This is a genomic window from Alishewanella longhuensis, assembly GCF_014653435.1.
GTDB classification, from domain to species: domain Bacteria; phylum Pseudomonadota; class Gammaproteobacteria; order Enterobacterales; family Alteromonadaceae; genus Alishewanella; species Alishewanella longhuensis.
Genome location: NZ_BNAO01000006.1, coordinates 67,556 through 84,968, shown reverse-complemented (window position 1 = coordinate 84,968; position 17,413 = coordinate 67,556). Strand labels below are relative to the sequence as shown.

Annotated in this window: 15 protein-coding genes and 1 other RNA gene; 7 read left to right on the top strand and 9 right to left on the bottom strand. The window is 47.8% G+C overall.

The annotated features are described in order from the left end of the window. Positions 1–99: 99 nt before the first annotated feature. Both IE163_RS12585 and IE163_RS12580 read right to left on the bottom strand, forming a co-directional pair. Complete coding sequence (locus IE163_RS12585; RefSeq protein WP_189433332.1) at positions 100–2,790, bottom strand: TonB-dependent receptor; 2,691 nt, start codon at positions 2,788–2,790, stop codon at positions 100–102. 260 nt (positions 2,791–3,050) lie between these two features. Further along, the gene (locus tag IE163_RS12580) at positions 3,051–3,731 is read right to left on the bottom strand and encodes a thiol:disulfide interchange protein DsbA/DsbL (protein WP_189433331.1); all 681 of its coding nucleotides are present in this window, start codon (positions 3,729–3,731) and stop codon (positions 3,051–3,053) included. A 158-nt stretch (positions 3,732–3,889) separates the two neighbouring features. On the opposite strand from IE163_RS12580, the gene IE163_RS12575 reads away from it, so the two are divergent. The 3 genes from IE163_RS12575 (at position 3,890) to IE163_RS12565 (ending at position 7,413) form a co-directional block, all read left to right on the top strand. Next, positions 3,890–4,861, top strand: a complete 972-nt coding sequence (locus IE163_RS12575) for a DUF4862 family protein (RefSeq protein ID WP_189433330.1) — start codon at positions 3,890–3,892, stop codon at positions 4,859–4,861. Between the two features lie 144 nt (positions 4,862–5,005). Further along, positions 5,006–6,367, top strand: coding sequence for a sensor domain-containing diguanylate cyclase (locus IE163_RS12570; protein ID WP_189433329.1), 1,362 nt, complete (start codon positions 5,006–5,008; stop codon positions 6,365–6,367). Positions 6,368–6,393: 26 nt separating this feature from the next. Then, positions 6,394–7,413 (top strand): zinc-binding alcohol dehydrogenase family protein, encoded by a 1,020-nt coding sequence (locus IE163_RS12565; protein WP_189433328.1) that lies wholly within the window; start codon positions 6,394–6,396, stop codon positions 7,411–7,413. 87 nt (positions 7,414–7,500) lie between these two features. Here IE163_RS12565 and IE163_RS12560 read toward each other — a convergent pair whose 3' ends face one another. The 3 genes from IE163_RS12560 to recQ form a co-directional block, all read right to left on the bottom strand. Continuing rightward, positions 7,501–8,106, bottom strand: coding sequence for a YkgJ family cysteine cluster protein (locus IE163_RS12560; protein ID WP_189433327.1), 606 nt, complete (start codon positions 8,104–8,106; stop codon positions 7,501–7,503). A 115-nt stretch (positions 8,107–8,221) separates the two neighbouring features. After that, a complete protein-coding gene (locus tag IE163_RS12555; protein ID WP_189433326.1) occupies positions 8,222–9,412 on the bottom strand; it encodes a 7TMR-DISMED2 domain-containing protein in 1,191 nt (396 codons plus the stop codon). A gap of 43 nt (positions 9,413–9,455) precedes the next feature. After that, the gene (gene recQ, locus IE163_RS12550; protein ID WP_189433325.1) at positions 9,456–11,267 is read right to left on the bottom strand and encodes a DNA helicase RecQ; all 1,812 of its coding nucleotides are present in this window, start codon (positions 11,265–11,267) and stop codon (positions 9,456–9,458) included. Between the two features lie 128 nt (positions 11,268–11,395). Between recQ and IE163_RS12545 the strand changes: the two genes are divergently transcribed. After that, complete coding sequence (locus tag IE163_RS12545) at positions 11,396–11,848, top strand: thioesterase family protein (protein ID WP_189433324.1); 453 nt, start codon at positions 11,396–11,398, stop codon at positions 11,846–11,848. A gap of 90 nt (positions 11,849–11,938) precedes the next feature. Continuing rightward, the gene (locus tag IE163_RS12540) at positions 11,939–12,616 is read left to right on the top strand and encodes a DUF599 domain-containing protein (protein ID WP_189433323.1); all 678 of its coding nucleotides are present in this window, start codon (positions 11,939–11,941) and stop codon (positions 12,614–12,616) included. Positions 12,617–12,666: 50 nt separating this feature from the next. On the opposite strand, the gene dolP is transcribed toward IE163_RS12540, so the two are convergent. The 4 genes from dolP to IE163_RS12520 are packed head-to-tail and all read right to left on the bottom strand — an operon-like array spanning position 12,667 to position 16,060. Beyond that, positions 12,667–13,230 carry a division/outer membrane stress-associated lipid-binding lipoprotein gene (dolP, locus tag IE163_RS12535; RefSeq protein WP_189433322.1) on the bottom strand — a complete coding sequence of 188 codons (564 nt, stop codon included), beginning with the start codon at positions 13,228–13,230 and terminating at the stop codon, positions 12,667–12,669. A 1-nt stretch (position 13,231) separates the two neighbouring features. Then, the gene (locus IE163_RS12530; protein ID WP_189433321.1) at positions 13,232–13,819 is read right to left on the bottom strand and encodes an SIS domain-containing protein; all 588 of its coding nucleotides are present in this window, start codon (positions 13,817–13,819) and stop codon (positions 13,232–13,234) included. A gap of 11 nt (positions 13,820–13,830) precedes the next feature. Then, positions 13,831–14,175, bottom strand: coding sequence for a YraN family protein (locus IE163_RS12525; protein ID WP_189433320.1), 345 nt, complete (start codon positions 14,173–14,175; stop codon positions 13,831–13,833). Between the two features lie 22 nt (positions 14,176–14,197). Further along, positions 14,198–16,060 (bottom strand): penicillin-binding protein activator, encoded by a 1,863-nt coding sequence (locus tag IE163_RS12520; protein WP_229833558.1) that lies wholly within the window; start codon positions 16,058–16,060, stop codon positions 14,198–14,200. A gap of 75 nt (positions 16,061–16,135) precedes the next feature. Here IE163_RS12520 and rsmI point away from each other — a divergent pair, with 75 nt between their 5' ends. Next, positions 16,136–16,981, top strand: coding sequence for a 16S rRNA (cytidine(1402)-2'-O)-methyltransferase (rsmI, locus tag IE163_RS12515; protein ID WP_189433318.1), 846 nt, complete (start codon positions 16,136–16,138; stop codon positions 16,979–16,981). 43 nt (positions 16,982–17,024) lie between these two features. Then, positions 17,025–17,397, top strand: an RNA gene (gene rnpB, locus IE163_RS12510) — RNase P RNA component class A. The last annotated feature ends 16 nt before the right edge of the window (positions 17,398–17,413 follow it).

Below are 17,413 nucleotides of genomic sequence, written 5' to 3'. Positions count from 1 at the left end.
AACGCGTTGGCCGGTTCTTTTGCGCAGTTGCAGCAGTGCCCGGCCGGGCACTTTTACACTTTGGGAGCCGCGTCTTAGCAGCGACTCCCAGCGCTTTTATCAGAAATTAAAACCTGCCCTGACACCATAGTAACGGGGCATGCCAAAGCTGCCTTTCGGTATGCCTTTGCCGGTGTTATTCCAGTACTGTACCAACTCGTTGGTGGCATTACTGACAAACACTTCGGCATACCAAGCCTGGTTTTGAGGCTCATACTTCAAGGCGGCATTTAGCATGCTGTAGGCACCGCGTTTGTCGCTGATATACAGAGCCGCTTCATCCGATACGGCAAAGTTCATATCGTCCAGATGTTTATCCAGATTCCAGATAGTGGTGTAGGATTTACCTTTCCAGCTCCAGTTAAACCAGCCGTGGATAAAGCCATAGCTGCCCAAATCCAGGCTATGGGTATAGCTGATATTGGCGGCCAGACGCGGTGTCATGGCCAGATCATTGCCTTTTAAATTGGTGGTTAGCAGGTTGTTTTCTGGATCCATCGACTCTTCATACGACAGATTAAACAGGTACTCAGGGTCAAAGTCCCACTTGGTGATCCAGTCCTCGCTGACCCGAGCCTGGGTCCAGGTAGCGTAGCCAGAGAAGCGGCCATTGGCGTAGGGTTTCCAATCAAATTCCAGCTCAAGTCCTTTAATGGTAGAGCCGGGTACGTTTTGGGTGTAGTAGGCAATAACGGGTTTATTTTGGAACTCCAGAATAGGCATGCCATCTGGTCCCAGTATCGGGCTGCCGTTGGCGTCTTCCACCGGCGAGAGCCGCTCAACATTACCTATAGAGCCAACCGAGGCATATTGCATATCCTTATAATCGGTATAAAACAACGCGGCTTGCAGGTTTAGCGAGTTATTTAGGAAACTGGATTTTGCTCCCAGCTCCAGCGTCAGTACTTTTTCTGGGTCAAACTGTGTTTCAAAGCGGCTGACTTCACCAGTGCGATCATTGACGACTTCAAAGACATCACCTATACCGCCGGCTTTAAAGCCAGAGGCCAGGTAGCTGTATAGCATGGTGTCTTGACTCAGGTTGTAGTCTAAACCCAGTCTAAAGTCATGGTTTTGCCACTGGCCTTTGTTGTCATTAGCAAAATACGACGCGTAAATTGCCGGATCGTAAAAGTAATCTACCGGCAAGTTACTTAGCACTGTGCGGTTAAACCAGCCGGGTGCACAGCCATCAGCATTAGAGCACCGATAGGTGCGGCCACCTTTATCTTGCTTGGTTTCGTTACTGTAACGGTAGCCAAGGGTACCGTGTAGTTTATCGGTTAACTTGTAGGTACCCTGACCAAAGAGCGCATAAGCTTTCGTTGAGCGGTCTGGTTGATCCCAAAAGGCTTTATCATCCATAGGGTTATCGTAGTAACCCAGGGTTGTGGTTTTTTCATAGAAGTAATTAATGCCACTGATCCAAACAAAGTCACCAAACTCGTCAGATTGCAGCTGTACTTCGGTAGAGTAAGAGGTGGCACCAGTGCCTTTCAAAAAGTAAATAGCACCATCCCAGGGATCTAAACCTACTTCGCTGTCTTGCTGTGACGAGCGATCCATATTCTCGTATCCTAGCTGCCAAACCAGGCTTAGTTCTTCACTTAAGTTATAATTCAGCGTGTTACGAAGATAGGTAATATCCAGATTCAGCTCACCCGGCACATTCACGACCGCCTGATAGGTATTGTCGCTGGGTAAAAAGCTGGAACAGTCACCACCGTATTCTTGTGGCCGGCCCCGCAGTTGATCGCAGTTAACTAAGTCGAGCGAACCTGCACTGTTGTTAACATATTGCTGAAAGACCGTATGGTTAGTAAAAAGACCATGGGCTGGCTGCCATAAGGCACTGATCCGAAATGAATGCTCGTTAGCATTGTTATAAAAGTCTTTTTTGTTGGCCGGGGTGAGTGCCCGTACCCGTTGGGCTTCTGGGTCAGTGCCGGCGGCGTCTATCCACCAGTTTTCACGTTGGGTTACCGTAGAGCCAATGCCCTGATAAGAATCTTCAGAAATCACCGGGGCATTTAATACCTCCTGGCTTAAATGGCGGGTGTCATATTGGTTAGGATCCCAGTAACCTTCCAGGTAAGAGTCGCGTTTTAAGCCTTTTGCCGCTACCCGGATAGCAAATTCATCGTTAATTGGAATATTTAAGAAACCGCCGACATTTTTGCTGTTAAAGCGGCCCGCTTCGGCATTCAGGTTGCCGGAAAAACCACTTAAGTCCGGTTTAGCCGAGATCACGTTAATGCTACCCACAGTGGAGTTACGGCCAAACAGCGTACCTTGTGGGCCGCGTAGCGCTTCTACCCGCTCTACGTCATACATCAGCGCCAGTGCGCCTTGCATCCGCGGGGAATAAATGCCGTCCAGGTGAACCCCGACAGCGGGATCCCCCAGCTCGGTAATATTAGTTGAACGTACACCGCGCATAGAAATAACAGGTGCCGCCTGATCGGTGGCGGTAGAGATATCGAGGCCGGGTACTAAATCAGCAATATCCCGAATATTGTTGACACCACTTTGTCGCAGTTGGGCTTCACTTAGGGCGGTAATCGCCACCGGTGTTTCCATTAACTTAGTGCGACGTTTGGTGGCGGTAACCGAGATCACTTCAATCGCTTTTTCATTTTCTGCTGTTGTCGGCTGTGGGCTTTCCTTGCTGTCGGTGGCACTTTGTTGTGCCATAACAGGCATGGCGCCAGCCAGTAATATGGCTAGTGTAATAGCATTGAGTTTGTACATGTCTACCCTCCCCAGGGTGTAATTCATTATTATTGTGTCTTTAACATGGTGTAAGTCGAGGCATGACTGTTTCGCGATTATTATTGTCAGCGCTAATCTATTCCTGCGCTTAAGGGCAAGGCTACAATAATTCGCTAAGGCGAGTTGCGCGTACTATAAAGCGGTTTTATGGCGCAAACCGGGAAGGGTAAAGACGAGTAGGCCGCTACGATGAAATAACGGCCTATCGGTTAAAGGCGTGTTCTAAGCTGGTGCTCGGGTTACTCTTTACTAAGTAAGTAATCTAATAGTTGGTAATAGTCTTCGGCAGTTTTTACATCTGCAGGTTGTTCACCTTTAACCAGATATTTACCTTTAACTATCAGGCTTGGTACACCAGAAATGCGGTTATCCAGCATTTCTCTATTGGCTTGTTCCATGGCACTGGCAACCGCTTCAGTTTTAACTAAGTCACTAAATGTAACCGGATCAATGTTGTGCTGCCTTAAGAAGGCATTAATGGTATTTAGATCGGGTAAAGCGTTTTTTTCGATGCGGGTTTGCCGGTAAAGCGCAAATAAGTCCTCTACCAGATGACCATGTCCATTGAGCTGTAATCCATAAAAAACACTGGCATCAATGGCCCAACGTTCACCCAATGCTGGATGTTTGCGTATTAAGGTTACCTGAGGATTGGCTTGCAGATAGCCTTTAAGCAAGGGTTCAAAGTTCTGGCAGTGCGGGCAACCAAGCCAGAAAAACTCTGTTAGATAATGCTTTAACTCAGGCTCAGTAACCGGGCTTGGCAGCATGCTATAGTGCTGGCCTTCTGTGAATACTCTGCCTGGTGTAGCAGATGCGCTTTGCGCGACATTAAGTTCTGGTGCTTGGGGTTCTTTTGAGCAGGCAGTTAGCAGAAAAATGCTGGCCATGGTTAGCATTAACAAACGTAGTAGGCGCATGCGGTATCCTTCGGTTAAACGAGTAAAATGGCTATCAGGCGATGGAGTTTAATCAGTTTAGCAAGTAGTTACAATTGTCATGTACCTTATATTCTAGGCTGCCGTTTTTCATTCAGAAACGCTATGATAGGCCATACTATTTCTTCTAAGTAAGAGTTATGACGTTATTGCTTGGTGCTTACGCGGCTTCACCAAATGTCACTGGCTGGGATCCGACTTTGGAAACGGCCTATTATCAACAACTAAAAACCTTGCCTCAGCTCTCAGGGTTAGAGCATCCGTTTACCGGCAACTTGCACCCGCATGATGACAGCTGGTTTTTGGCGAATATCGATCCTGCGTGGAATTATGTATTTACCACTATCCCGGGGGTGATGAATGCGCTGGCGCAGAATCCGCGCTTTGGTTTGGCTTCCACTGATCAGGTAGGCCGCCAGGCCGCTATCGATTTTATGCAATTGGCTAATCAGGCAATTGCAAAGCTTAATCAGCATTTAGGCCGCCAGGCTGTTAGTGCCATTATGTTGCATAGTGCACCTGCACGTCAGCATGCGAGCAGCTCGGAACAAGCCTTTCAAGCTTCGTTAACCACCTTGCTCAGTTGGGACTGGCACGGCGCTAGTGTATTGTTGGAGCATTGTGATGCCTTGCTGCCTGGGCAGAAACCGTCAAAAGGCTTTTTAAGCCTGGAACAGGAGTTGTCAGTTTTAGCTGATCTAAACCAAACACTTAAACCCGAAAGGCCACTTGGCGTTGTGATTAATTGGGGCCGCTCAGTGCTGGAAACGCGTACACCAGATGGTGCCTTGGCGCATTTACAAGCCGCCAAAGCCCAAGGTTTGTTAAAAGGCCTGATGTTCTCGGGTATTTCAGACAAGGCGAATGCTTATGGTGCTTGGCAAGATAGCCACCAACCGGCTCAAAGTAGCGAGCTCGTGCCCTTTGGTGAACCAGGATCCTGGTTAACAGAGGAAGCGATACAGCAGTGTTTATTCGCTTGTGCTGGGGCTGACCTAACAGTGCTTGGCCTGAAAATTGGTATTCGCCCGCTAACCGCCTCCTTGGCTGAGCGTATCAATTACCTAAGAGCGCAGCTGGCTATTTTAGTCAGACACAGAGTGTCGATGTAACCTCAGACTAGTGAAAGCCGCAGTGCCGCCGAGCAGTTAACCGCGTTAATGCAGTTTCACTTTAACAAAGTTCGTGTTGCTGTTGCCTTTCTGCTACTGTAAGTAGCATATCAGTGTCATATTGGGCTGTAAGCGGGTAGTTTTATGTCAACACTGTTTAGTTATCAGCATCAGCAGCAACATGGCCGGTTGGCGCTGATAATGGCTGGGGTTTTATTAATCCTGGCTTTAGGGTTGCTACCTTTTCTGAGTACGCCTTTACCTGAAATAAAACCTTTTTTACCTATCTATGCTGCCAGCATAGTGCTACTCGAAGGGCTAACGGCCTATCTGTTGTTATCCCATTTTCTGAGCAACAGAGTACTTTACTTTGGCGCCGTTGCAACCGCTTATTTGTTTATGTTGCCGTTAATTATTATACAATTATTGGTCTTTCCTGGTGTATTTAGCCCAAGCGGCTTGTTGAATGCCGGATCGCAAAGTGCGGTCTGGATTTGGGTATTCTGGCATGGTGGTTTTCCCAGTATTATGCTGCTCACCCTGCTAACTGAGCGACACGGCCAACAGTTACAAGCCGCACCTGATAAGCGTATTCGTTGGGCTTGGATCTTTGTATTGGCCCCTTTAGCTGTTGGAACAGCAATGGCATTATTGGCAACCTGGCACAGCGATATATTGCCTGTTTTAATTGCCGCTAATAGCTATCAACAGTTATTACGTAGCCCCTATGCGATAATCGTTTGGTTGGTAAATAGTTTGGCACTACTATTGATGATTCGGCGTAGTAAAGCGGGCGGCGTTATGCCGGTTTGGCTTAGCCTGGCATTGTTTGCCAGTTTACTGGATGTAACGCTAACCTTGCTAGCTGGCCAACGCTATAGCCTGGGTTGGTACGCAGCCCGAGTAAGTAGTACCTGCTCGGCCACGGTGTTACTTGGGGTGCTGCTTTGGGAAATGAACCGCCTATACCGCGATGTGCAAAAAGACAACGAACAGTTGTATCAACTAACCCTGCGTGACGCGCTAACTGGCTGTTTTAACAGACGCTACCTGGATAAGCGTTTATCGCAGGAGCTGGCGATGGCTGCCAGGCAGCAAAACTGTGTAGGATTACTCTTGCTGGACGTCGACCATTTTAAACGTTTTAATGACCGTTATGGTCATTTAGCCGGCGACCAGTGTTTAAAGCATGTTGCCAGCTTAATGCAGGCGACTTTGCAGCGACCAGCAGACTTTGTCGCCCGCTACGGTGGCGAAGAGTTTGTGATTGTGCTGCCAGATACTGATATTGCCGGAGCTATGCAAGTGGCTGAGCGTATGCGGCGGATGGTACAGCAAGAAGCGATAATGATTGATAGTATGCTTGTTCAAGTAACGGCCAGCCTGGGGGTGGCGGTAAGTGAAGATGGAAAAATGAATGCTGCTGACTTGATTAACCGTGCCGATCAAGCGCTTTATCAAGCGAAGGCGCAAGGACGTAATCAAGTGCAGTTGGCGACTATTTAACAGTAACAATTTACTAAGGGGAAACAATGAAAGCAGTAGGATATCAACAATCATTAGCCATTACGGAGCTCAACGCTTTACTGGATATAGAGTTACCTATGCCGGTTGCAACCGGGCACGATATTTTGGTGAAAATTGCTGCTATTTCGGTTAACCCGGTTGACACCAAGATCCGCAAGCGCGCACAACCGGCCGCCGGCGAATATAAAGTATTAGGCTGGGATGCGGCAGGAGAAGTGATTGCCGTGGGCGAACAGGTGGAACGTTTTGCAGTTGGAGACCGGGTATACTACGCTGGCGCTTTGCAGCGGCAAGGTTCTAATGCTGAATATCAACTGGTTGACGAACGCTTAGTGGGGAAAATGCCGGCTAATTTAAGTTTTGCTGAAGCCGCTGCGCTGCCTTTAACGGCACTTACCGCTTGGGAGTTGTTATTTGACCGATTGGAGTTGGCTACCCCAAGTTTAAAACACCCTAAGCCAGTGTTATTGGTAACCGGTGCCGCCGGGGGGGTTGGCTCAGTGTTGGTGCAATTGGCTCGCCAGCTTACGTCCGTTACCATTGTGGCAACTGCATCACGGCCAGAAACTCAGGCTTGGGTGAGTCAGTTAGGTGCGCATTATGTGATCGATCATAGCCAGCCCTTAATGCCGCAGCTGCAGAGTCTGGGTATTCATGAAGTCAGCCATGTTGCCAGCTTAACACATACCGATATACATTATGCTGCCTTGGTGCAGGCACTGGCACCGCAAGGCAAGTTGGCCTTGATTGATGATCCAGCCGGTGGTTTAGACATTATGCCGCTAAAACAAAAAAGCATTTCATTGCATTGGGAGTTTATGTTTACCCGCTCTTTGTTTAACACAGCGGATATGCACACACAGCATCAAATACTAACCGATTTAACGCGGTTGATAGAGCAAGGCCAGGTGAAAAGTACCTTGCAGCAAGATTACGGACGGATTAATGCAACTAACTTGCGGCAAGCTCACACTTTACTGGAAAGTGGTAAAGCCATGGGCAAGATTGTGCTAAGTGGGTTCTGATAAGGTGACAATCAGGCATAGTTTATGGCTATGCCTGATTAGCTAGAATTGCCGTATGATTACGTAATTAGGCATGGAAAGGGCTTGTTAGGCTATCTGCTGATCATCAGTAAAATTACTGTAATAGGCTTTAAAGAGCACCTTTTCCAACGCCAGCCGGATAGCTTCATTAATAGGATAATGTTTAGCCCCTAAACTATAATCCAGTTCATTAACTTGTTCTTTGGCGCTCATCATCATCGGTGGTGGTTGCTCACCCAGCACAATCAGATGTTGCTGATACTTTTCTGCTTTATCTGCCTTAATGGTTTTGCACACCGACAAAGAGGTTTTACCCAGTTTGTCGCGATAGCCTGCAACGCCAAAGACCCGGCAAATACTGGGTCTTTGTTGATACACTGAACACTGCCCCTGTTTACCATCAAATGATAAACGTTGATAAAAAAAGCAGCTCAATACTTCTGGTAACTCTTCGAGTTGTGTCAGTGTCTGCTCTGCCTTACCCTGATCAAACAGATGTAACGCTAGCGGTAACATTTCCAGCACTGTCGCTTCAATGGTGGGCTGAGTACAACACTCACCACAACCACTACGGCAACTTAGGCCGCTTGCTTGCTGATAGCCTGAAAATGTATCCGCCATTTCGCCATACACAGCCTCAACACGACGCGATAATTCACGCAGTCGTTGCATAAAGACTCCGAACGAAATAACAATAAAAGATATGTGTACTTAGAACCGGCGATTTGCCGCCCGGCTATTCTATGGGGGGCTGCTAGTAATACGCAATAGGCGGTTGAAAATATAGTCAGTTAACCCTGTTTTTGGTGTGTTTAGGGATACTGAGCAACAATACAGCGCTGAGCGCCAGTAAAATAAATAGCCCGGCATTGAGCCAATGTGCAAAGCTACTCAAATAGCGAGTTTGCACCAGCAATAAGTTTAGCGTTGCAGCTGCAGCTAACAACGAAAAACGCGAGCTGTAGCGCAAGTTGCTGGTTAAACTGGTATAGAGCGCCTGCAGCACAGTAGCGGCTAGGATAAAAGAAACGCAGGAAAATAACAGCTTTAGTTTTAACGGGCCATCTGCATAAAGTGGGCTAAACAGCAGAGTCAGAGCAATTAACAAACAACCTGTGTTTATATAGAGCGCAAAACGTCCTGATTTGTCTGCCAGTGTGGCCCGATTAAACAGGGTAAGAAATACCAGGGTTATACCCACACTGATATAAAGCAGCACTGGGTTAAGTTCAGGGTTCTCTGGCCATAACAAGCTAAAACCCATACCATTCAGCGTATTTAATACTAATAAAAAGGCTAAATAAAACCCTGCTAACGGATACAGAGCAAATTGTCGCTGCTGCAAGCCACGATAGCATGCTAGTAGCACAAGCAGTAGCAAGACACCGTTAACGACGTTGTCGTATGCCAACTGGCGTTGGCTATCTCTTAGAAGTTGCGGCAATGGCGCAAGTGTCAGCTCGGTTCCCAATAAAGCGGCATCTTGTAAGCGTAGCAAGAACGTGGCTTGTTCTGTCGGGGCCAACTGGATCGGCTGTGAGAAACTATGTAATGGTAAAGGCCGCTCGGCAAAAGGCAAATCACTCCCCATATGTCCGAGCAATTCCGCAGAGGGTAAATCTCTGGCTAATTTATAAAAGCTGACTTTATCAGCGGGTAGAAAATGATAACTGAGCACAGCAGATAAGGCTTCTGGGTAGGGATTGGTAACCTTAGCCAATAACCAAACTGTTTGTTGTTCAGTAGTCCGGATGGTTGCTTGTTGTGGTGTCAGCTCACTAAAGTTGTGCAGCAAGGCAGGGTTGCTCACTAAGCTTTCGATGGTTAATGTTGCTTCGGTGATCTGGTAATGCAGCTCAGGTTGAGCTAACGGCAATTGCTGCGATAAGGCAAGAGTAGCATAAGTGAGCTGCATCGAAGATAGCAGGGTGACCAGCAGCAAAGTGGTAACATGCCAGAATCGGGTAAATGCTAACAATCGAAAACCTCCCGCTTACGCTGCTTAAACGAATTATTTACACCTACTCTAACAGAGAGGTAACTGAGTTTGCCAGATAATCGCCAATTTCCTGAATAAATTCTTTACCGTAACGGCTCAGTTTAGTGTAACCGACACCAGATACCGCTAGCATGGCTGCGTTGTCAGTAGGTAACTTTTGACACATATCAATCAGGGTTGCATCACTAAATACGACAAAAGGCGGCACATCATCGCGTTCCGACAAGGCTTTACGCAAGCTACGTAAGCGAGCAAACAAGGCGCGGTCATACTGCTGTTGGCTGGGTTTGGCGCTCGATTTTTGCGGCGTTTGCAGTCTGGGCACGGCAAGCATTAGCGGTTGTTCACCGCGTAGGATTGGTCTGGCAGCGGGCAGTAATCGTAGCACCGAGTGCTGTGTAATATCCTGTTGTAACAAACCAAAATGAATTAATTGTCGAAAGATACTTAGCCAGTAATCGTGACTCAAGGCCTTACCCAGCCCCCAGGTTGACAGTTTATCGTGGCCGTATTCCTGAATTTTCTGGTTCTGGCTGCCGCGTAGCACTTCAATCACATGGTGCAGACCAAAGTTTTGCTTAACCCGATACACGCAAGATAAAGCTTTTTGCGCGGTTTCGGTGGCATCAAATTGGGTGGGAGGATTCAAGCAGATATCGCAGTTGCCACAAGGTTGCTGTCTGGCTTCGCCAAAATAGTTTAATAGCACTAAGCGCCGGCAGGTTTGTGCCTCGGCGAAAGACGCCATGGATTGAAAGCGTTGCCGGGCCACTTCGGCGCGCTCTGGGTTTTCTTCCGCTTCCAACCAGCGCTTCATTCGCACAATATCGGCAGGATCAAACAGCAATAAAGCCTCGGCGGCAACGCCATCGCGCCCGGCACGGCCAGTTTCCTGATAGTAGGCCTCGATAGTGCGGGGCAATTCAAAATGCACCACAAAGCGGATGTTAGGCTTGTTTACCCCCATACCAAAGGCAACCGTGGCGACAATAATGTTAATATCGTCGCGTTTAAAGGCATCTTGTACCTGCTCACGATTAATCGCATCATGGCCCGCGTGATAAGCCGCTACTTTAAAGCCTCGCTCTTGCAGTTGCGCGGCTAGCTCGTCCACTTTACGTCTGGAACTACAATAAATAATACCGCTATTATTTTCCTGTTGTTTTAGATAGGCCAGTAATTGCTCTAGAGGTCGGAATTTTTCCTGAACGGTATAGCGAATATTGGGGCGGTCAAAACTACCGCGATAAATCAGTGGACCTTGCAAGCCCAGCTGCTGCACAATATCTTGCTGGGTACCGGGGTCAGCTGTAGCCGTTAATGCCATCATCGGCACTTGCGGAAAATGCTGTTTCAGCTGCGCCAGGGCCATATAGTCTGGCCTAAAATCATGCCCCCATTGCGACACACAATGCGCTTCGTCTATGGCAAACAGGCTAACGCCAACCTCGCTTAAACGCGCTAAAAAACTGGGCTGCAACAATCGCTCCGGTGCTACATACAATAATTTAAGCTCGCCACGCCGCAGCTGCGCGAATACCTCTAAAATATCTTCCCGACTCTGACTACTGTTAATAAAAGCGGCCGCAATACCATTAGCAATTAATGCATCGACCTGATCTTTCATCAGTGACATTAAAGGGGAAACTACAACAGTAACCTGAGGCAAATGTAAGGCTGGCAGCTGATAACACAACGATTTCCCGCCGCCGGTAGGCAGCAGCACAAAGCAGTCACGTTGGCTAAGCGTGGCGCTGATAATTTCAGCTTGTCCATCTCGCCAGGTATCGTAACCGAAAGTTTGTTTTAAGGCTGGTAGCAGTTGCTCAAGCACGCGCAGAGGTTCCCCTATAAAAGTAGCGTATTGTAAGCAGAAATTGCCTAAAGTTATACCCCAATAGGCTTTGCATGAGAGGATACTGGCAGTACACTAAGTTAAATGGTCAAACCAGTGGAATAAATATGACGCCAGAACAGTTATTGCCTTATATCGCCAGCGTGTTTAATGAAATGCCTTTTAATAAATTAATTGGCTTACAAGTCACTCGGTTTGATGAAGAGGTCGCTGAGGTACGTTTTGACTGGTCAGCACAATTGGTTGGTAACCCATTACAGCAGATCTTACATGGTGGCGTGATTGCTTCGGTATTAGATGTTGCCGGTGGTTTAATGGCAGTATCCAGTGCGCTAGGGCGGGTAAGCCAGGTAGCACCTGAGCAGCTGCACGAGCGCTTTGGTAAAATGAGTACCATTGATATTCGCACTGATTATCTCAGACCGGGCCGTGGGCAGCAATTTACGGCGACGGCCAGAGTTATCCGTGCCGGCAATAAAGTTGCGGTGTGCCGCATGGAATTACATAACGAGCAGGGAATACATATTGCACTGGGTACAGGCACGTATTTGGTTGGTTAACCAAAATTTTAGTGGGTTGGGGTCTAATGGTACCCGCTTTAGGTGTAAACTAGTGTTTTAAACATCAATATGTCCTAGGATGGAACCTCTATGCTGAATATCATTGATATTGTTGCTCTAATTTGGTTTAGCGTGCTTTGGGGGGGGTATACTCTTTATGCCAAACGCCGGGCTAAAGTTGTAAGCTGCTTGTCTTTTGAAATGCGCCGCAAGCGTAACCATTGGATGCAGCAAATGCTAAAACGTGACAATAAAATGGCCGATGTGGGTCTGATCTCTACGCTAGAGCGGAATGTCACCTTCTTCGCCTCCAGCTGCTTGTTGATATTAGCCGGTTTACTGACCGTACTGACCTCCAGTGAGCGTTTGAGTGTAATGCTAAGTGGGCTTATTCCGTGGAGTATGCAAACGGAAACGCAAATTCAAATTAAGATCCTGTTGCTGGCTTTTATTTATGTTTTTGCTTTTTTTCAGTTTACCTGGTCGCTACGTCAGTATGGATTTTGCGGTGTATTAATAGGGGCAGCGCCAGATGGTCGTGCTATGCCAGCAGAAGAACAAGAGACTTATGCTAATCGTGCGGCCAAGGTGATTGATCAGGCCGGGCATTCCTTTAACTATGGCTTAAGAGCCGTCTATTTTTCACTGGCTGCCTTAACCTGGTTTATCGATAATATTTTATTTATAGCAGCTACAGTAGTGGTATTACTGGTGTTGAAACATCGTGAGTTTCATTCTAAGGTGCTGAAATCCTTGCAGCAGTGTTAATAAAAGTACAGCACGGTAGTTAACCGTGCTTTATCGATCTCAGTGCTGACTTAAGGTGCTTCAAAAGCTTTAATTACCCTTACAACACCTTCCACATTACGCGCTATATCTACAGCTTTATCTGCCTCTGCGCCACTTACCAACCCCATTAAAAAGACCTCAGCATTTTCGGTGACAACTTTAATATTGAGCCCACTCACTTGTTCATCAGCCAGCAGCTGGCTTTTGACTTTAGTACCAATCCAGTTATCTCTGGTGCGGGTAGTCAAAGACGTATTGTTGCCAATACGAATTTGATTATGCACCATCTTTACACTTGGCATATCTTGCACCAGGCGTTGTGCTTGCTCACGTACCTGTTCGTTGGTGGTTTGCCCGGTTAATAACACTACACCGTTGTAACTGGTGATATTTAAATTACTACCTTTGGCCGTGAGTTGATCGTCGTTCAGTGCCCGTCGCGCGCGGATAACAATGCCATTATCATCAATCTGCGAGCCTAAAGTGCGGCGATCATTGGCAGCGGTCACGGCCGTGGCACCACCGGCAACAACAGCAGCAGCACAACCTTGCAATACCAGTATCGCGGCGAAAACTCCAGCTATTTTAAGCATATTAAAACTCTCCTTGCTGTGGGAACAGCGTCATATCGATTAGTTCACAAAGGCAATGTAGTAAAAAGGTGTAGCATTCAATTACCCGGGCTGGACGGTGGGCAGGTACTTTTAATTCAATATCCTGCTGATTAAGTAAACCCGATAATTCACTGCTGTTATCAACGGTAAGCGCGATCACTTTCATATCATTGGTTAACGCTGCTTCGGTTGCTCGAATAAGGCTTTGTTCAGCGCCATTAAGCGAAATCACGATTAAAATATCAGCGGCCTGCCCTAAAGCCCGAACCTGACGTGCCAGATAATCGTGGTTTTGTTGGTTTACCGGCTGCAAGCTGGAATTATCGCGTTGTAAGGCAAAAGCGGGTAAACAGGGACGTTCGGTTTCAAATTGGTCCAATAATAATTGTGCAAAGTGGCTGGCTAAGTTGGCACTGGCACCTTCACCACAACAGATTATCTTACCCCCATTGATTAACGTATTAACGATCATCAGAGCGCTGCTTTCTATCGGGCCTGCCAGTGCTTCGCTGGTGGCGATCATGGTCTGAATGTTTTCACTAAACAGATGTCTGATATGTTCTTGCATTCCGGTTCCTGTTAACTAAAGGCATTTTGCAGCCAATTGTATTGGTAGGGAGCTTGCCCTTCAATTGCCAGCACATCTATGCGGCAAGGTTGCTGTGTAATGCGATGCAATTGTTGGTAATAGAGTACGGCACGCAACACTTTTTGTTGTTTACTGCGGCTAACTGCCGCCAGCGCGCCGCCATAGGCATTACTGGCCCGGTATTTTACCTCAACAAACACCCAGGATTGTTGCTGGCGCATAATTAAATCAATTTCGCCGACTTTACAGCTGAAGTTCTGCGTAACAAGGGTGAGCCCTTGTTGTTGTAAATAGGCTAACGCCAATTGTTCGTAGTACTTCCCTTGCTCATTCATCGTGGCTGTTCCCGTTGTAACGTTAAGGCTCCTGCACTGCATTTAAGCGGTTGTTGTGGTAACTGGCCCAGCTTAGTTGTCGGTTAATACTACCGTCTCTGTTTACACTCAAACGGCCAGTAAATCCTGGGTAACTCAGGGTGGGCAGTTGTTGCTGCTGTTTCAGGCTACCAATAAGTTGATAAGCGTCGAAGCCCATAGCAAACAATCGTTGTAGGGTTTCATCTTGCTCTGAGAACAACTGTAGATATTGCTGCCGCACGGCTGCGCTATGTTGCTCATTCAACAGCCAGGGGGTTTCGGTAAAGGTTAGACCGTTCAGGTCCCGTAGATCATTCGCATCACCACCACTACTATAACTACGTGAACTAGCGTAAATAGGTAAACGTGGCGCATTTGGGTTTACTGAAACATCAACGAAAGGTTTAAACATCCGGGTTTGGACAGGGTCTGCTAGCAAGTATATGGCATCAATGTCCTGCCGGCTGTGCGCCTCGCTTTCTACTTTGCCCGGAATTAAACTGGATATTAGTCTTATCCGCTCGCGGCTGCTATCAGTTTCTAATAACTTAGTGATTAAGGCTTCCAGCTCTTCTTTAGCATCAAACTGATGGCTCTCCGGGATGCCATGTCCTAAGGTTTGCCATTGTCTGGCAAACTGTTGTTGCATCCGCTGACTGATACTGTTGCGGGCACTGATCACTACCGGCCGTTTATAATTTTTTTGTGAGAAGAGCTGCGCCATCTGTGTGGCTTCGTCTTCCATATTCAGCGCAAAGTAAAAACGGTCTGGTTGTGGTGACCAGCGGTTGTCGCGACTGTTTAGAAATAAGGTTGGATAGTGCCAGTCGGTCAATTGATTAACGGCTTCTACCTGCTCTCTGAGTAGAGGGCCGACAACAAAGTCAATTTGCTGCGCAGTCAGTTGTTGCTGCAGCTCAGGTAACGGCAGTTGACTGTCAATAAAAATCAACTGTCGCTGACTACTGTTCTCCTGGGTTGCTGCCGCCAGTAAACCGTATTGGATAGCTTTGGCATGCTGCTGAAATTGGCCTGCTAGCGGTAATAAAACCGCAATCCGTTTGGGCTGATAGGGTTCCAGCGCTAGTTGTTGTTGCAAGGTGACAGGTAATTGCGCAAGTTTAGGCAGTTGTGGATAGCGCTGTTGCCAATCCTCCAGTGCCAACTTTAGTTGTGCTGGTGAACCCAAATGACTGCGTACGATTTCCAGTAGGTTCAGCCAGCCTAAAGTGCGTTGGTTGGCGCCTACTTTTAAATTAGCTAATTCAGAGTTGCTAACAGCACTAAGTTGCTGCCATAAACGTTCAGGTAATTCTGGGTATGTAGCCAAAACATTGCTATTGCGGCTTGGTAGCGCGTCAAGCTGGAGTAAGTTTCTGGCTGCCGGATAAGGGCGTTGTTGGCGCTGGTATAAGCTGGCACTGGTCCACAAAAAGCGGGGTTGGTCGGCCGCAGGAATTTGCGATAACGGGGTTTGCAACACAAGTTGTTCGGCTAAGGCCAATTCATTGTGTTGCAGATAAGCTTGTAATAACAATACCTGATTGCGCTGGCGGACCTCAGAGGAGTCACTCTGGCGCAACGTGTCGGTAATGGCAAGTGCCAATTCACTGTTTTGCTCTTGCAGTGCAGCCGTTGCTACGTTTAGTAAATAGAGTTGTTGTGCTTCACCTTGATATTGACTGGCACGGGCATAGAGCGCTGCGGCGCTTAGTGTTTCTGCCGGGCCAATTTCTGGCTGCAGCAAAGGTGTAGTGCTGACAGTATCTGCCACTGGCGTAGGTGGTGGTGATTTTTGTGCACAACTGCTAAGCAGTGCTGCCAAAGTGACAATAAAGAGTGGCTTAAGTTTGCTGGTTTTCACAATGCACAGTACCATAGAGTTTGAATGGTGTTATCTTACTGACACTACCCGTTAAGCTCAAATAAATAGCGAAATATGACCAAACAAAGCGGTTCTTTATATGTTGTGGCCACGCCAATTGGCAATTTAGCCGATATTAGCCAACGTGCCATTAACACCCTAACACAGGTTAGCTGTATCGCAGCTGAAGATACCCGGCATAGTGGTAAACTTTTACAGCACCTGGGTATTAGCAATCGATTACTGGCACTGCATGATCACAACGAAAAACAGCGCGCAGCCAGTATTATTGAAAAATGCCTGGCTGGTGAGGATATTGCCCTTATTTCTGACGCTGGTACGCCATTGATCAGCGATCCGGGTTATAGCTTAGTGCGGCTATGTCGCGAAGCGGGGGTGCCGGTAGTGCCAGTACCCGGACCTTGTGCGTTAATTACCGCGTTATGTGCAGCGGGCTTACCTACCGATAAATTTCAGTTTATCGGCTTTTTAGCACCCAAATCCAGCCAGCGGCAAACCCAGCTGGCAGCAGTACCTGATAGTGCAGGCACCATCATCAGTTATGACACGGCGCGGCGTATTCTGGATACCTTGCAAGATGTGGTAGCGGTGTTTGGTGCTGAGCGCCAATTGGTACTGGCAAAAGAGCTCACCAAAACCTTTGAGCATTTTGCCTGTGGCACTGCTGCGGAAATTACGCAGTGGTTAACCGAAGACCCACAGCGTTGCCAGGGCGAAATGGTGTTAATGATTGCCCCTGCGCCAAGCAAAGCCGATGCCGAGATAAGCGAAGAGGTGCAGCGGACCTTAAAAATTCTGCTAGCAGAATTACCGCTGAAACAAGCGGCAGCCTTAACGGCACAAATTCACAACGAAAAGAAAAATGCCCTCTATCAGTTGGCACTAAGCTGGCAAAGCTGATTAAGGTTAGCCAGCGCCGGTTTTCTCACGTATAATCTGCCACGGAGTCGGCCAAGGCAATCGCTGCTTGCGCAAGCAAGGGGAGGAAAGTCCGGGCTCCATAGGGCAGGGTGCCAGGTAACACCTGGGGGGCGTGAGCCTACGACCAGTGCAACAGAGAGCAAACCGCCGATGGCCCGTTCGTAAGTTCGGGATCAGGTAAGGGTGAAAGGGTGCGGTAAGAGCGCACCGCGCGGCTGGCAACAGTTCGTGGCACGGTAAACTCCACCCGGAGCAAGATCAAATAGGCCCCCTTTGGCGCGGCCCGCGTTGGGGGCGGGTAGATTGCTTGAGGCTTAGGGTGACCTAAGTCCTAGAGGAATGATTGCTACTCTGGCAACAGAGCACAAAACCCGGCTTATCGGCTGACTCCCTCTTTTGTAAACAATTACG

What these genes read in the sequence shown, in the direction of transcription:
- IE163_RS12585 (WP_189433332.1), bottom strand. Translation starts at nt 2,790, where the DNA reads ATGTACAAACTCAATGCTATTACACTAGCCATATTACTGGCTGGCGCC.
- IE163_RS12580 (WP_189433331.1), bottom strand. Translation starts at nt 3,731, where the DNA reads ATGCGCCTACTACGTTTGTTAATGCTAACCATGGCCAGCATTTTTCTG.
- IE163_RS12575 (WP_189433330.1), top strand. Translation starts at nt 3,890, where the DNA reads ATGACGTTATTGCTTGGTGCTTACGCGGCTTCACCAAATGTCACTGGC.
- IE163_RS12570 (WP_189433329.1), top strand. Translation starts at nt 5,006, where the DNA reads ATGTCAACACTGTTTAGTTATCAGCATCAGCAGCAACATGGCCGGTTG.
- IE163_RS12565 (WP_189433328.1), top strand. Translation starts at nt 6,394, where the DNA reads ATGAAAGCAGTAGGATATCAACAATCATTAGCCATTACGGAGCTCAAC.
- IE163_RS12560 (WP_189433327.1), bottom strand. Translation starts at nt 8,106, where the DNA reads ATGCAACGACTGCGTGAATTATCGCGTCGTGTTGAGGCTGTGTATGGC.
- IE163_RS12545 (WP_189433324.1), top strand. Translation starts at nt 11,396, where the DNA reads ATGACGCCAGAACAGTTATTGCCTTATATCGCCAGCGTGTTTAATGAA.
- IE163_RS12540 (WP_189433323.1), top strand. Translation starts at nt 11,939, where the DNA reads ATGCTGAATATCATTGATATTGTTGCTCTAATTTGGTTTAGCGTGCTT.
- dolP (WP_189433322.1), bottom strand. Translation starts at nt 13,230, where the DNA reads ATGCTTAAAATAGCTGGAGTTTTCGCCGCGATACTGGTATTGCAAGGT.
- IE163_RS12530 (WP_189433321.1), bottom strand. Translation starts at nt 13,819, where the DNA reads ATGCAAGAACATATCAGACATCTGTTTAGTGAAAACATTCAGACCATG.
- IE163_RS12525 (WP_189433320.1), bottom strand. Translation starts at nt 14,175, where the DNA reads ATGAATGAGCAAGGGAAGTACTACGAACAATTGGCGTTAGCCTATTTA.
- rsmI (WP_189433318.1), top strand. Translation starts at nt 16,136, where the DNA reads ATGACCAAACAAAGCGGTTCTTTATATGTTGTGGCCACGCCAATTGGC.